We start from the raw sequence: 13,973 nt of genomic DNA, 5'->3' as shown, positions 1-13,973 counted from the left end.
GATGACGATGGGCACACCGAGCGATGATCTGGACGCTCTGTCAGGCCACAAGGTGCTCTTGGTCGAGGACGACTACTTCATCGCCGACGCGATGCGGCGGATGCTGTCGAGGACCGGCGCAGAGGTGCTCGGTCCCGTGGCAACGGTCGATAGAGCCTTGGCGCTGATCGCGGCGAGTTCCAAGATCGACGTGGCTGTCCTCGACATCAATCTGCGCGACGTGATGGTCTTCCCCGTCGCGGACGCTCTGGAGACCCGCGGCGTGCCGTTCGTCTTCGCCACGGGCTATGAAGGCACCGCTATTCCCGCGCGCTACGCGCACGTTCAACGCTGTGAGAAGCCGGTGGGGATGGCCGCCCTCGCGAGCGTCTTGTCGAACGAGATCAACACGGACCGAGGGGCGCTCCTCTGAGCGCAGCGGCGTTCCTGGCGGTGGCACAGCCCGCTCCGAACGTGTCAGCCTGCCTGTCGCGCGCGAGATCTCCGCAAAACTGCTCGGCACATGCCGGCGAGGGGAGATGATAGCTGAACTGGAGCAGGACAGGGATGGGGTGAAGCGGACGACCGCTCGCGCCCAACGCGGCCGCCCAGCTGGTTCCGGCGAAATCACCTAAGCGGGCGCGTGTCGTCTCCATCGGCCCTCCCCGTGGAGGAGAGAGGCTCACTGGTCGGTGATCGTGATGCTGATGCGGGCACACATCACGCGCCGCCCAAGCTCGTCGCGTGCGCTCGCGGCGAACTCGTCGATACCTCGCTCTTCGCCTTCGTCGCGGAGGATTTCCGTCAGGGCGGTGCGAAGCAGGCAGCGCAGTGCCGCCCTGTCCGGGAGCACGGTCCCCTCCTCGTCGATCGCATCCACGTGGTCGAACGTGTCAATGAAGTAGCGCGGCACCCACGCCTCCCTGATCGGATGCTCTTCTCCAAGCTGGCCGAGGTTAGAAGGGATGGTTCGCCCCGTCTGTGCTGATGCGGCCTGGAGGCGGTGATGACGCTTCCCAACCTGACTAGTCGTACCGATCTCGATCGATGCCGCAGAACGCTGGAGATCGTCGGGGCGCGACGCTCCTTCGGCAGGACCAGCCTGAGCCGGCTTCGGATCGTGTCGCCGTCTGATGTAGCCTGTAGCCGGAGGGCAGGCCGTCGATCCGCTCGAGAGCGGAACCGACGGACGCGAGACGCAGCGTCTCGGCGTCCCGGATCCACAGAACGTCCGCCGAAGCGCCTGCGAACTGACGGAAGCGCTCCTCGCTCCCGCGCCGCGCTTCCTCCGTCTGGCGCCGCTCGGTGATCGAGTCCCGCTGGAACGAGCCAGCGCCGATGTATTTCGCGCCGCCGGAGCAGCATATGGAGTCTATCTCAACGACTGGCCAGGCGCCTCCGGTAGGAGCGCCGGGACATCCCTCGGAATGGGGCAGCTTCCCGAGCGGGCCCACGATCGGCACCTCGGTACGACCCGCAGCAATCCGCGATCGCGCGACGACGAGAGCACCGGCGGGCCGGGTTCGGGGCCGCTGAATGACGCCCTTCGACGCCTCGGCCGTGATGCCGGATTGCGAAGCCCGCGATACGGCAGGCGACGTGGTCACAGGTGTCCAGGACCGGCCCGTCACGGCGGCAATCCACCCTGCGTGATCGGGCGGCCGGACCATTCACAAGCCACGGGCGGGGGCCGTTGGAACCGCTGACCGTTGGTCAGTTTAACCTGGGTAAGAAATGCGTAGGACCGGTCGGATGAGCTTCACTGTTGTGAACGGCAGAGACGACCACGAGCTGGAGGACGCGGTCCGTCGAGGTGTCGCCGACGGGTTAGCCCGGTTGCTGCGGGTGCCCGGACACCCCGACAGCGTCCAGGCGATGCTCGACAAGGACGCGCGCGCCGAGAGAGACGGCCCGAAGCCTTGTATCCGAGCCCCCGCGGACTCGGATCAAAACGCCTGACGCGCCGTCTCGCCCGGTTCTCAGCATTGCCGCCCGAGAGCGGACGGGCAGAAACCTCTCCGTTTCCACCACCCTGCCTCACCGAGCCTCCCGCGAGCGGACGCTCCCGGGTTCTGCAAGGGGGCTCGCGAGGCCGGGACGGCGACGCCCGCTCGGCGAGCCCAGGGAAGCGGCCAGCGGAACATCAACCCTGGGCGGCCTGCGAGATTTGAGTCGGTCGACAGCGCGTCGGCGCCCAAATCCGACCTGAAGCTTCTTAACCGGATCGCGGCCCACGGATCATCGCAATCGCGGAGAAGCATGGGGCACGAATGAGCGAGGCGGCGGCATCGCGATCCATCCACCGTGGGCGCTCGTGAACTTGAGCGACACGAGCCACAGAAGCTGGGCCGGTTGTACGCCCGGCCCCTTCACCGGGGATTCGAGCCACGCTCCGACGGGCGCCCCGGGGCCGCCCGTAGCCGCACGATCGGCGCGCGAAAGGCGGCTCGCGATCGCGCGGCGCGTCAGTGCCGCATCGGCCGGGTCATGGGCATCGCGGGCTGGGACGATTGCGGACTGGATGACGGGGGCGTCGCCGGCATCATGTTGGAATTCATGTTGCTCATGATCCAGACCGAGCCGCCGATCAGCAGCACCACGAACAGGACGCCGAAGGCCAGTGCCATGACGTTGTTGATGTTGTCCGGCCCGGTGGTGATGTGGAGGAAGAACACGAGATGCACGCCCATCTGGGCGATGGCGAAGACGATCACGGCCACGGGGACCGCCGGCGCCCACACGAACTTGGCGTGCACGACGGCAAAGGAGCAGACCGTCAGCAGGGTCGCGAGCGCGAGGCCGATGAGATAGCCCCGGATGCCCTTGCCGATATCCTCCTCGGCAAACTCCTCCCCCGGTGCGACCTCGGTCTGGTGCCGATCGAGATCCTCCGCGCTGGCGTGGTCCGCGTGGCTCATGTGATCGACCCCATCAGGTAGACGACGCTGAAGACTCCGACCCAGACGATGTCGAGGGCGTGCCAGAACAGGGCGAAGCACAGGGTCCGGCGCACGATGTCGGACCGGAATCCCTTGGTCAGCACCTGCGCCATCATGGTGAGCAGCCAGAGCAGGCCGACCGTGACGTGCAACCCGTGGCATCCGACGAGCGTGAAGAAGGAGGACAGGAAGGCGCTCCGGGACGGGCCGGCGCCGCGCTGGATCAGGTCGTGTAACTCCATCACCTCCAGGGCCACGAAGCCCGCGCCCAGGCAGAACGTCACCGCCATCGCGGTCTGGAAGAGCAGCATCCGGCGAGCCGAGAGCGCGAGGCTCGCCATGCCGCAGGTGAAGCTCGACAGGAGGAGCAGCGCCGTCTCGATGGCGATCCGGTCCAGGTCGAAGATCTCGGGACCGGTCGGCCCGTCCGAGACGCCGCCCTGTAGCACCGCGTAGCTCGCGAAGAACGACGCGAACATCACGATGTCGCTGAGGATGAAGATCCAGAAGCCGTAGGCGACGATGATGCGCTTCGGCGAGGGGCCACCGGTCCCGCGGCCGGTGGCGCGGGACTCGCCGTGGCCGTCCCGAGTGTGGCCGAGGTGGTAGGGGTCACCGCGCAGCGCGGTGACCCAGGCGGGGGACGCGGTGCCGCTCATGCCGCCCTCCGCTGGCCCGCGCCGTGGAGCGCCTCGAGCCGGGTCGACCGGTTCGCGCGGTTGACCTTGGCGACCTCGGAAGCCGGGATCTCGTACTCGACCGTGTCGCGCCAGGCGAAGGCCACGAAGGTGACGAAGGCCCCGAGGAACCCGGCGGCGGCGAGCCACCAGATGTACCAGATCATCGCGAAGCCGATCAGCGTGGAGAAGAAGGCGCAGATGAAGCCGGTCGGGCTGTTGAGCGGCATCTCGATGGGCTCATACGCGGGCTCCTCGCGCAGGCGCATCTGCTCGCGGGCGCGGCTCTTGATCGCCCAGTACGCCTCCTCGCCGTGGACTTCCGGCAGGGCCGCGAAGTTGAACACCGGCGGCGGCGAGGCCGTGGCCCATTCGAGGGAGCGGCCGTCCCAAGGGTCGCCCGTGATGTCCCGGAGGGACTCGCGGCGGCGGATCGAGACCACGAGCTGCACCACTTGGCAGACCACGCCGGCGAGCATCACCGCGACGCCGAAGGCCGAGACCAGGATCCAGGGGCGCCAGTCGGCCACGTCGTAGTGCTGCATCCGGCGGGTCATGCCGAGGAGGCCCAGCCAGTAGAAGGCGCCGAAGACGATGACGAACCCGGTGATGCCGAACCAGAACGCGGCCTTGCCCCACCACTCGTTGAGCTGGAACCCGAACGCCTTGGGGAACCAGTAGGTGTAGCCGGCGAAGGCCCCGAACAGCACGGCCGAGACCATCACGTTGTGGAAGTGCGCCACCAGGAACATGCTGTTGTGAAGCACGAAGTCGGCGGGCGGGATGGCCAGCAGCACGCCGGTGGCGCCGCCGACCACGAAGGTCACCATGAAGCCCAGCGACCACAGCATCGCTGTGGTCAGCCGGACCCGCCCCCCGTACATCGTGAACAGCCAGTCGAAGATCTTCACGCCGGTCGGCACCGCGATGATCATCGACGTGATGGCGAACACGCCGTTGACGTCGCCGCCCGGTCCCATGGTGAAGAAGTGGTGCAACCACACCATGAACGAGAGGATGAAGATCGCCATGGTGGCCATCACCATCGACCGGTAGGCGAAGAGCGGCTTGCCCGAGAAGGTCGAGATCACCTCCGAGAACACCCCGTAGGCCGGCAGCGCCAGGATGTAGACCTCCGGGTGACCCCAGGCCCAGAACAGGTTCATGAACATCATCGAATTCCCGCCGTGGGAATCCGTGAAGAAGTGGAAGCCGAGATACCGGTCGAGGATCAGCATCGCCAGCGTGGCGGTGAGGATCGGGAAGGCCGCGATGATGAGCAGGTTCGAGGCCAGCGCGGTCCAGCAGAACATCGGCATGCGCAGGTAGCTCATGCCGGGCGCGCGCATCTTCAGGATGGTCGTGACCAAGTTGACGCCCGACAGCAGCGTCCCGACGCCGGAGATCTGGATCGCCCAGAGGTAGTAATCGACGCCGACGCCGGGCGAGTAGGTCACCTCGGAGAGCGGGGGCGCAGGCCACCAGCCGGTGCGGGCGAACTCGCCCACCACCAGTGAGACATTCACCAGCAGCGCGCCCGAGGCCGTGAGCCAGAAGCTGACCGAATTCAGCGTCGGGAAGGCGACGTCGCGCACGCCGAGCTGGAGCGGCACCGCGAAGTTCATCAGCCCGATCATGAACGGCATGGCGCCGAAGAAGATCATGATCACCCCGTGGGCCGAGAAGATCTGATCGTAGTGCTCGGGCGGAAGGTAACCCCCGGCCTTGTAGGCGACGGCGTGCTGCGAGCGCATCAGGATCGCGTCCGAGAAGCCGCGGATCAGCATCACCAGCGCGAGGATGCAGTACATCACGCCGATGCGCTTGTGATCGACACTGGTGATCCACTCGCGCCAGAGATACGGCAGGTGGCCGGCGATCACGACCCAGGCGACGACCCCGAGCGCGATGAGCGCGACCACCGCGCCCGCCACGAGGGGGACCGGCTGGTCAAGCGGGATCGCCGAGAGGGTGAGCTTGCCCAGCATGGAATGATGTCCTCGCAGTCAGGAGCCGCGTCTGGCGGGGGCACGCCCCGGTCAGGAGCCGCCTTTGGGCCGCACGCCCTCGACGCCGCTCCCGCCCGGCCCGGGGCCGGGCGGCACGGTCTGGGCAACGATGCCGTCGAACAGGCCGGGTTCGATCGCGCCGAAGCTGCGCGGGGCGTCGAGGGTGCCCTGCTTGGCGATCTCCGCGTAGGACGCCCTGTCGAGGGTGGCGCCCGAGCCCTGCGCGCCCTTCACCCAGTCGGCGAAGGCCGCGTCCGAGACCGCTCGCACCGGGAAGTGCATGTCGGAGAAGCCGTCGCCGCTGAAATGGGTCGACAGTCCGCGAAGCTCGCCCTCCTGATCGGCCATGAGGTTGAGCGTCGTGACCATGCCGCGCATCGTGTAGATCATGCTGCCGAGCTTCGGCACGAAGAACGAGTTCCAGACACTGCTGGAAGTCAGCCGAAAGCGGACCGGGGTGGCCGCCGGCACGACCAGTTCGTTGACGCTGGCGACCCCCGCCTCGGGGTAGAGGAACAACCACTTCCAATCCAGCGAGACCACCTGGACCTCGAGGGGCTTCTTGTCCGAGTCGAGCGGTGTTGCCGGGTCGAGCCTGTGCGCGCCGATCCAGGCGATGGCACCCAGGAACGTGATGGTCAGGAGAGGTACGGACCAGACGACCAGCTCGATGCGGCCCGAGAACGCCCAGTCGGGCCGATAGCGGGCGCGCGGATTGGCTTCCCGGTACCAGAGCGCGAACACCACCGTGGCGATCATCGTCGGCACGATGATCGCCAACATGATGATCGTGGCGATGATGAGTATATTCGCCTCGGCGGCTCCGACGGGGCCTTTGGCGTCGAGGATGTTGTGCTGCTGGCACCCGCAGAGGAGCGGCAGCACGGCAGCGAGCGCGAGCGGGCGGAGCAGTCCACCGCGGCGGGAGAGCGTCACACGGGTCAAGCGGCCGGGCCGCTGCGCGAGCACTGAGACCGTAAAGTGCTCATTCGGAAGCTCCTGAACAGGTCACTGTCTCGATCGACGACCATAGCGTTATATCGGACGCGCAGAGCACCGAAATAACACCCGTTAGGACATATTGCCGAATATCTGCAACCTATGTTCGGTTTTTTAATTTCTCTGAGATCGGAGGCGGCATCGACGAAATTGCAGGCGCGACTTTAACATGAATGCTATGCGGCGGCCGGGGATGGGCGTACGGCGTTGCTTCCGCCGAGGCCGTGATCGCGCCGCATGCAGCAGTGTTTCCGCTTGCCCGAGATCGGGCACCGCGCCGGGCCGGGCGTCCTGAGATGCGAGCTTGGCAGTCCGGTTCGTGCAGGGCGGCCGGCGTGACCGGACAAGCCGGCGCGCTTCTGCTGGCCACCGGCTTCGCGTTGGGCTGCGCCGGGATCTACGGCCTGCCTGCCTGGGCGCGCGCCGGGCTGGGGATCCTGCTTCGCGTGGCGCTGTGCCTCGTCCCGGCGGTGTACGTCATGGTCCTCTCGCGCTAGAGCTGCGCCCGATCGTGGAGCAAGGGCCACGTCGTGTGCGTATCCGGCTGCGGCGAGGCAGTTGCGGCACGCCTGCGCGGTGAAGCGGTTGAGCGCCTGCCGATGGCAGCCCACGGGTCGACGACGGTGCGGGCTGCTTAGGTCCGGAGGAGGCGCTCGAGCTTGGCGACGTCGAAGCTCCGCAGCTTGCTGTTGACGGCGCGGTCGGACGTGGCGCACGCGGTTCTCGCGGTCGAATCAGACCCGGATCGCTCCGACGCGCTGGGTTTGCGGGCGCGCTCGGCGCCGAGCCTGCGACCCGCGTTCCGGGCCGGTCGCCCTTTCGTGGCCGGGTCGCGCGCGGAGTGTCCCACCGTCAGACTCCTCGCCGGGCCACGCCGGCGAGGCGAGAGGACATCCGAACCGGTGATCCTGAAATCAGGGCGGGCGTGAGCGGACGTTCGCCCCACCCCTTTTCGGTCAGGATCAAGCAGCCGCTCGCATCTCCAAGTACAGGTAGGTTGGGTCGAACTCAGAAGCCTGCAGCAAGTCATCCCAGGCCTCGATCACCAACGTCTGGTGCCGAAGCGTGATCAGTGCGCGGCTGCGCATCTCCCGCAGCACGCGGTTGATGTGCACGGGCGTGAGACCCAGCGCGTCGGCGAGGTCCATCTGAGTGACCGGCAGCGGGCAGCGGTAATCGCCGGCCAGTCCCACCGCTCGAAGCTTCAGGTAAAGCTCGCAGAACAGGTGACCGATCCGCTCGAACGCCGTGCGGCGGCCCATGCCGGTCATCCACGCGCGGACGACCGCTGCGTCGAGCAGAGTGTCTCGCCACAGGAGCGTTGCGACGCTGGGAAAGCGTGCCGTCAGCTCTCGCAGGCTCTCGCGCGCGATGAACGCGACGGTCGCGTGCTTCACCGTGGAGAGGCCGTAATCCATGGTGTGGGCGTGCAGACCCTGAAGATCTGGCATGTCGCCCGCGATATGGAACGATAGGATTTGCCGCTTGCCCTGGCTGAGTAGCTTGTAGCGGCAGACCCAACCATCGAGGATGAGGCAGCATTGCGTGGGCTGTTCGCCGTCGCGCACGATGTCCTGCCGAGCACCGAGGATGTGGATCCTCATCGGCAGGCTCTGAATGGCCTGCCGCTCTTCCTCAGAGAGGGTGCCGATGCTCTCCAGCTTGCGGATGAGCACGTCGATGCCGTGGTGGCCGAAACTGGAGGGCATATGGCTTCCTCTTGGGTCGCAGGTGGAAGCACACGGCTCTTCCGGCCGTCAGCACCTGTTTCGAACCGGCTGACGATGAGCGCGATGATAGATCGATGATATCGCGGGACCCTGACCTAGATGTATTTATGAAAATGTTTCTAGCTTGGCGTTATTTCATACACTTCCGAGCTTCTGATGGCGTCGGTTAAAGATGTGCGTGCCAGCATCCTGAGGAATGCTGATCGGCGAGAGCGAACCCGTCTCTCGCTCCTTCTCCAACGGTTGCGCCTGTTGACATCGGCGTCGGCTCGTTTCGCCGGGCGCTCTGAGGGGCTGCGTCGAGCGTTGCCGAGGAGGTTGGGGCGCGAGCGGGCCCGGCCTGGATCGCCATCTCGAGGTCGAGGGCCGAGGTCGCCCCGTCGAGGAGGAGGATCGGCGCCCGCTTCCGCAGCGCCCGGGCGATGCCGATGCGCTGGCGCTGGTCGCCCGAGAGGCGGGCGCCGCGCTCGCCCACGATGGTGTCGTAGCCGTCCGGCAGCCGGCGCACGGAGCCGTCGCAGGCCGCCGCCCGCGCGGCCGCGACGATCGCCGCCGCGTCGGCGTCGGGCCGATCCCCTCACCCACACTCCGGCCTTGAGAGACCCGCATCCACCTGCCGCCGCTCGGCGACGGCGTCCTCTGGCTCGCGCCGCTTCGTTCCCCTGTGTCCGCCCCCGTTCTGGCTCGGAAGCCATACGTCGGGGCGGACCACCTCATCGGGGGGCGGATCAGGCGGGGCTGAACATCGCCCCGCGCCGTCGGGATCCCGCCAATGGGGGATCGGCATCCTGCGCCTCGGGCCGCGTCGCGTACGGGCCCTGCCCGCAACGCACGGCACCGAGCCCCGTCGGCCTGCGGGCAGATCGGGCGCCGTGGCTGGCCGCAGTCACCGCGGCATCGGCCGGACCGCCCGCTGGGGAACGCGCTCTCCGGCCTCGGCCATTCGGCCCGATCGCGACTGGCCGAAGCGTCCGCCGTTCCAGATCAGATAGCCGAGACCGGCGGCCACTCCGGCGAGCGTCGCGATAAGGGCGAACTCGCTCGACATGCCCCGCGCCACGGTGCCTCGGCGCCGAGACCGAAGGGCGTTCGTCTTCGCTCGCACGAACGCCCGTGTGGCAGCGGCAACCTCCTCGGGCGCGAGAAGCATCTGCGCGGCGGGGATCAGTTCATGCACGTGACGGTGTAGGTGCTGATCCACCAGGAACGTGACATCTTCGAAGGTGTCGAGCCAGCCGGCGGAGGCCGTCTTGCGGCGACGGGCGAGTTGCTGGAGCTGTCGCCTGAACTCCGCGTGGCCGCGGTTCAAGTCTTCGATCAGCGTGCGCGTCCGGCCCTCTCGGCTCAAGGGTCCGTACAAGCTTGCACCGAGCCCGATCGCGTGCAGATCAAGCTCGTCCATGAGGTCAGCCAGCATCTGCTCGCGGCTGCCGACCGCTCTGGGGTCGTTGAGAGCGTATGGTATCTCACGGATCAGGCCACCGATGTTCTCGTGGTCGCGCTCAATGAGTTGCCAAACGTCCATGCACGTCTTCCTCACCGGTGAAACTACCAGTTCTGAACACCGTGTGCCCGCTGAGCGTTCCTGATCGAGGTCGTGCCGACCCGGGCCACCCCCTCAGATGCGTGCCCGAGGATAGGGCGACGGCGTGCCGGAGTACCGCTTCGGGTCCCGCGGACAGCCGGTATGCACCCTGCGATGGCTGAACTTCCGATTGCCGTTCGCGGCGTACGATCCCGAGAGCACCGAGGCGCTGGGGCAGGACGGGCAGCGCGTCGGCGCCATCACGGGGGCGCTCCCGGCCTCAGCGACGCTGATCTGGCGCCAGACACCCGCGATCTTCGCTTCACAGGTCCGATCATCGAGCGTCGCCACGCTCGCGGGGTGCCAGGCCGGGACGGATTGCGCCAGCCCGCGATCGTGCGAACCGGCGCGACGGAATGCCGGCGCTCAGGTCATCCGCGGAGGTCGTTCCCGCACGTCCTGCAGGGCGAGCTCGCGTCGGACCGCGCGGCGCCGCTGCCTGCCGGCGCATCCTGTCCGAAGGGGCGGCAGAGGCGTTCGACGCTCGTGCGAGCGGCCGCAGGGCGGCCCCGGCTTGTCCGAGCGCCGGCGGGTGGGTGCGAGACCGCCCTCACCCGTGCAAGGCAACCCCGCTTCTGGCCGCATGGCCCAACGGTCACGCTTGCCGTAGCCCGTGGGATGGCTTCCAGTTTCGCACCCACCATGCTCCCCGACGCCGCCGCCCTGTGGCGCAGCGCTATCGAGGACCTGTCTCCGCACGTCTCGCCGTGCCGGTATCTCGTCCCGGCCCGCTGGGCGCCGATACGTGAGGCCGCCATCGATTTCTGCGACCGTCTCGGCGCCGAGGCGCACGCGCTCGGCTGGACGGCGGCCGAACTGTTCGCGCTTCACCCCGAGCACGGGACGCTGCGGATCGAGGTCTGCGGGGTGATGATGATCACCGGCAACCGGGCTCAGACTGTCGAACCGACGCGGGTGGTGTTCGAGCGCGGCTCGGCCTACCGGACCAAGCAGGGGCAGGTCTGGGGCATTCCGGTCTGGGAGTTCGCGAAGAAGGGCCGCTAACGCGCGACGCAGGGAGCGCTCCGCGGGCCCGATCGTTGCCCCCGGATGCGCACAGCCCTCGTCGTCCTGATCATGCTCGTTCGCTTCGGCCCCGACCTCGTGTACGCGGCGAACGCCACGCTTCCGCAGCCGGACTCGTCGCGCCAGGTGGCAGCGCAGAAGTGGATTGTCAGCCCGCCCGCGGTGGTGGTGATCCGGCCACCGCATCGAGGGCGCTGATCCCGGTCAGTCGCGCCTCGCCTCGGCGCTCGCGCGTTCGACCACGGCCCGCAACGCTGCGCTGCCTTCCACAGCGAACCAAGCGCGCAGCATGCTGGAGGTTTCGGGTGTGTCGTCCGACCGCTCGCGAAAGAGGTCGGCGTAGCGGGCCAGTTCGCGCTCCACGAACATGTCGAGGTAGGCGGCACCGCGCGTCCTGGCGAGATCTGCCAGGGCGTCTTCCAGAACGCGCTGCATCATCTCACCGACCATGGCGGAGACGTAGATCGCCGCCTCGCTACCCTGTTCGAGCTCTTTCAACCAAGCCTCCTACTCCCGTGGAAGCCCGGTCCTAAGCTTGACCGGAGGCACGATGCAACGCTGGCTGAACGGACCGGCGGTCAAGCGGGCCGTCGGCAGCGGCACCCTCAGGCCCACCCCGCGGGTTTCCAGTTCGAAGAGCGTGCGTGAAGCCCATGACCTACACCGTCGAACAACTCGCGCCCGGCAGCTATGACGTGCTGCTGTATCCCGTCGTGACCGCAGCGCTGGTTCGGGTCGTCTCCGGCACGGAGCCGAGCGATGCGTGGCAGATCAAGTTGCTCGATGAGGTGCCACAGGCAGACCGGCCGGCGCCGTTCACATCACAGGGGCACACCTTCAGATCGCGGGCGGCCGCGCTGGAGTGGCTCGGCACCGGCGAGCGTCCCGGAGATCGGACCCGCGGCTCCTGATCGCGGGTGCCTCTGGAACAGCCGGCCGCGGCGACCCGTTCAGGCGTCACGGCCCGTCACGTGGGCGAGCCGGTGACGACCAGGATACAGCCATGGCTACAGGCACCGTGAAGTGGTTCAACGAGACCAAGGGCTACGGATTCATCCAACCCGACGATGGCGGCAAGGACGTGTTCGTTCACATCTCGGCCGTCGAGCGTGCGGGCCTTCGCTCCCTCAACGAGGGTCAGAAGATCGCCTATGACGTCGAGGCGGACCGCCGCAGCGGCAAGGAGAGCGCCGCCAACCTGAAGGCGGGCTGATCACCGCGCGACGAGTGGCCTGTGCAGGGGCCGCTCGTCACAGATCGGGCTTCGAGCTGGGAGCCGGAGACCGCATCAGGCGCTCGATCTCGCGCTTCGGCCTCCCCGATTTGCGGGCAATCTCCTCTTCCTGCTCGCCGATGAGGGCGCGCGCCGGCTCATCGCCGTCGAGGCCACCCAGGATCTCGGCCGGCACGCGTCGATTCGAGGCGCGGCTGCCGTCGGCGTAGGTGACGTCGAACAGTACGAACCCCTGCACCTTCGGCAGAGACTTGGTACGCTTGGCCATGGGAGGTGATACCGGCTTCTCGGTCGAGGCGAACGCCGTCGCGACCCGTGCTCGATGCGAGCGCGGCGCGCGGTCAGGAGCGCGTCTCATAACTCATCCTTCCCGTTTGCCGGAATAATCGAGACGCCGGCCCACAGAGGGACGCCCGTGACATCGTGGATGCATATCGACACCGGCATCGTTCCCGGCGGCACGCCGTTGCACCTGATGCGGCGGGGCCACGAGTTCTCGATCGTCGCCGACACGATCGAGTTGATGAACAGCACCCGCGGCGCCTCCGAAGAGGCGCTGGCGATCCTCGCCTGCGGCCGTGTGCGCGGCCGGGGTGCGGCGCGCGTGCTGGTCGGCGGCCTCGGAATGGGGTTCACCCTGCGCGCGGCCCTGCGCAACCTCGGGCCCGAGGCGAGCGTCACGGTCGCCGAGCTGGTGCCGACGGTAGCGGCTTGGGCACGCGGACCGCTCGCGGGCGTCTTTGCCGGCTGCCTCGACGACGCGCGCGTCGACTTGCGCGAGGCCGATGTCGACGACCTCATCCAGTCCGGTCCGGCCGCGTGGGACGCGATCCTGCTCGATGTCGACAACGGACCAGAAGGATTCGTGCGCCCGGAGAACGATCGCCTCTATGGCAGCCCCGGCTTGGCGTTGGCGCGGCGGGCGCTGCGGCCGGGCGGCGTGCTCGGCGTCTGGTCGGCGACGCCCGACCGCAAGTTCAAGGCGCGCCTCCAGCGCTCGGGTTTCGTCGTCGAGGAGGTTCGGCCCCACGCGAACGGGCACAGCGGCCCGCGGCACGTGGTGTGGATCGCGACGTCCGTCGGCCCAACAGCCTGACCATTCCGCCTCTGCGCCTGAATGAGAGCGCATTGCGGCGCTGACGGCACGGCCTCGGCAGGGGGCCTGCGTCTTCCGCACGCGATCCTTCGCGTCCGCCTGCACCGGTTCGCCGCGGACGGCAGCGACCGCGGCACGGCCCTCATCCGGGCCCGAGACGACGCGGAGGCAAGGGATCGGGCCGACAGCCTGGCCGAAGGGTTGCTGGCCGAGCTGTGGTCAGGGGATCGGCTTCTGGATCACCTCGCACCGGCCGGCCACCCCGTCGCAGATCGCATCCGTCCAACCCGCGATGGCCCTCGAGCCCGCGGACGCGCTGGCCTGCCGGCGATGAGGGCAAGATCCTGTTACATTATTGCATGCCCTCGCGAGAGGTGCGATACGCCGCGGATGTCAGTCGAGGCCACGCTCTGGGATCTGGTGACCGCCGAGCGTATCGCCATTGAAGATGTCGGCGCCGCAATCGACGCCTATCTGGCCGAACCGACCACCCAGGATCACTCGATCGGTCCAGACCACGTGCTCGATCTTGCGGCGGCTGTCGCGGCCCACCCCTCCGCGCCCGCGATCGTGGTTGACGCCGAGGCCAACGAGCCGTCGCGCCGCATGGCGGTACGGGCGGCCCTGCTCATGAGCCGCCCCACCACCCGCTCGAACAGCGACGAAGACCGCACCGACGATCAGCTGTCCACCCAATGA

General features: G+C 67.9%; 19 protein-coding genes. 9 read left to right on the top strand and 10 right to left on the bottom strand.

Annotated features, from left to right (window positions below):
• The first annotated feature begins 1 nt into the window (after position 1).
• Positions 2–412 carry a response regulator gene (locus J3A75_RS34630; protein ID WP_116656936.1) on the top strand — a complete coding sequence of 137 codons (411 nt, stop codon included), beginning with the start codon at positions 2–4 and terminating at the stop codon, positions 410–412.
• A gap of 249 nt (positions 413–661) precedes the next feature.
• On the opposite strand, the gene J3A75_RS34625 is transcribed toward J3A75_RS34630, so the two are convergent.
• Entirely contained in the window at positions 662–892 is a 231-nt protein-coding gene (locus J3A75_RS34625; protein WP_043074943.1) for a DUF6894 family protein, read from the bottom strand.
• A gap of 839 nt (positions 893–1,731) precedes the next feature.
• On the opposite strand from J3A75_RS34625, the gene J3A75_RS34620 reads away from it, so the two are divergent.
• Positions 1,732–1,938, top strand: coding sequence for a hypothetical protein (locus J3A75_RS34620; RefSeq protein WP_043074941.1), 207 nt, complete (start codon positions 1,732–1,734; stop codon positions 1,936–1,938).
• Between the two features lie 506 nt (positions 1,939–2,444).
• Here J3A75_RS34620 and cyoD read toward each other — a convergent pair.
• From cyoD to cyoA, 4 genes are read right to left on the bottom strand one after another with little or no spacing between them, the layout of a single operon-like run.
• Positions 2,445–2,897, bottom strand: a complete 453-nt coding sequence (gene cyoD / locus J3A75_RS34615; RefSeq protein ID WP_164891417.1) for a cytochrome o ubiquinol oxidase subunit IV — start codon at positions 2,895–2,897, stop codon at positions 2,445–2,447.
• Positions 2,894–3,577 carry a cytochrome o ubiquinol oxidase subunit III gene (cyoC, locus tag J3A75_RS34610; protein WP_209651268.1) on the bottom strand — a complete coding sequence of 228 codons (684 nt, stop codon included), beginning with the start codon at positions 3,575–3,577 and terminating at the stop codon, positions 2,894–2,896. Before cyoC ends, cyoD begins: the two co-directional genes overlap by 4 nt.
• On the bottom strand, positions 3,574–5,583 hold the full coding sequence (locus J3A75_RS34605; protein WP_209651267.1) for a cbb3-type cytochrome c oxidase subunit I: 2,010 nt from the start codon (positions 5,581–5,583) through the stop codon (positions 3,574–3,576). The genes cyoC and J3A75_RS34605 overlap by 4 nt, the downstream gene beginning before the upstream one ends.
• 51 nt (positions 5,584–5,634) lie before the next feature.
• Positions 5,635–6,540 carry a ubiquinol oxidase subunit II gene (gene cyoA / locus J3A75_RS34600; protein ID WP_312892961.1) on the bottom strand — a complete coding sequence of 302 codons (906 nt, stop codon included), beginning with the start codon at positions 6,538–6,540 and terminating at the stop codon, positions 5,635–5,637.
• Positions 6,541–6,938: 398 nt separating this feature from the next.
• Between cyoA and J3A75_RS34595 the strand changes: the two genes are divergently transcribed.
• Positions 6,939–7,100, top strand: a complete 162-nt coding sequence (locus J3A75_RS34595; RefSeq protein WP_209651266.1) for a hypothetical protein — start codon at positions 6,939–6,941, stop codon at positions 7,098–7,100.
• A 465-nt stretch (positions 7,101–7,565) separates the two neighbouring features.
• On the opposite strand, the gene J3A75_RS34590 is transcribed toward J3A75_RS34595, so the two are convergent.
• From J3A75_RS34590 to J3A75_RS34580, 3 genes are all read right to left on the bottom strand, one after another.
• Entirely contained in the window at positions 7,566–8,312 is a 747-nt protein-coding gene (locus J3A75_RS34590; RefSeq protein ID WP_209651265.1) for a Crp/Fnr family transcriptional regulator, read from the bottom strand.
• A gap of 187 nt (positions 8,313–8,499) precedes the next feature.
• The gene (locus J3A75_RS37455) at positions 8,500–8,808 is read right to left on the bottom strand and encodes an ATP-binding cassette domain-containing protein (RefSeq protein ID WP_409518698.1); all 309 of its coding nucleotides are present in this window, start codon (positions 8,806–8,808) and stop codon (positions 8,500–8,502) included.
• Positions 8,809–9,219: 411 nt separating this feature from the next.
• A complete protein-coding gene (locus J3A75_RS34580) occupies positions 9,220–9,858 on the bottom strand; it encodes a hemerythrin domain-containing protein (RefSeq protein ID WP_053622223.1) in 639 nt (212 codons plus the stop codon).
• Positions 9,859–10,536: 678 nt separating this feature from the next.
• On the opposite strand from J3A75_RS34580, the gene J3A75_RS34575 reads away from it, so the two are divergent.
• Both J3A75_RS34575 and J3A75_RS34570 read left to right on the top strand, forming a co-directional pair.
• Complete coding sequence (locus tag J3A75_RS34575; protein ID WP_053622222.1) at positions 10,537–10,923, top strand: hypothetical protein; 387 nt, start codon at positions 10,537–10,539, stop codon at positions 10,921–10,923.
• 45 nt (positions 10,924–10,968) lie between these two features.
• A complete protein-coding gene (locus J3A75_RS34570) occupies positions 10,969–11,142 on the top strand; it encodes a hypothetical protein (protein ID WP_209651264.1) in 174 nt (57 codons plus the stop codon).
• 6 nt (positions 11,143–11,148) lie between these two features.
• Here the strand turns inward: J3A75_RS34570 and J3A75_RS34565 are convergent, their stop codons facing one another.
• Entirely contained in the window at positions 11,149–11,442 is a 294-nt protein-coding gene (locus J3A75_RS34565; RefSeq protein ID WP_012329981.1) for a hypothetical protein, read from the bottom strand.
• Between the two features lie 155 nt (positions 11,443–11,597).
• Between J3A75_RS34565 and J3A75_RS34560 the strand changes: the two genes are divergently transcribed.
• Together J3A75_RS34560 and J3A75_RS34555 are read left to right on the top strand one after the other, a co-directional pair.
• On the top strand, positions 11,598–11,855 hold the full coding sequence (locus tag J3A75_RS34560) for a hypothetical protein (protein WP_053622221.1): 258 nt from the start codon (positions 11,598–11,600) through the stop codon (positions 11,853–11,855).
• Between the two features lie 92 nt (positions 11,856–11,947).
• On the top strand, positions 11,948–12,157 hold the full coding sequence (locus tag J3A75_RS34555) for a cold-shock protein (protein ID WP_012329983.1): 210 nt from the start codon (positions 11,948–11,950) through the stop codon (positions 12,155–12,157).
• Between the two features lie 37 nt (positions 12,158–12,194).
• Here J3A75_RS34555 and J3A75_RS34550 read toward each other — a convergent pair whose 3' ends face one another.
• Positions 12,195–12,446, bottom strand: a complete 252-nt coding sequence (locus J3A75_RS34550; protein ID WP_012329984.1) for a hypothetical protein — start codon at positions 12,444–12,446, stop codon at positions 12,195–12,197.
• A 159-nt stretch (positions 12,447–12,605) separates the two neighbouring features.
• On the opposite strand from J3A75_RS34550, the gene J3A75_RS34545 reads away from it, so the two are divergent.
• Positions 12,606–13,274 carry a spermidine synthase gene (locus tag J3A75_RS34545; RefSeq protein ID WP_043342501.1) on the top strand — a complete coding sequence of 223 codons (669 nt, stop codon included), beginning with the start codon at positions 12,606–12,608 and terminating at the stop codon, positions 13,272–13,274.
• Positions 13,275–13,664: 390 nt separating this feature from the next.
• On the top strand, positions 13,665–13,973 hold the full coding sequence (locus tag J3A75_RS34540; RefSeq protein WP_012329986.1) for a hypothetical protein: 309 nt from the start codon (positions 13,665–13,667) through the stop codon (positions 13,971–13,973).

Source organism: Methylobacterium sp. PvP105, assembly GCF_017876975.1.
Taxonomy (GTDB): domain Bacteria; phylum Pseudomonadota; class Alphaproteobacteria; order Rhizobiales; family Beijerinckiaceae; genus Methylobacterium; species Methylobacterium radiotolerans.
This window is presented reverse-complemented; position numbering and strand designations above follow the sequence as displayed.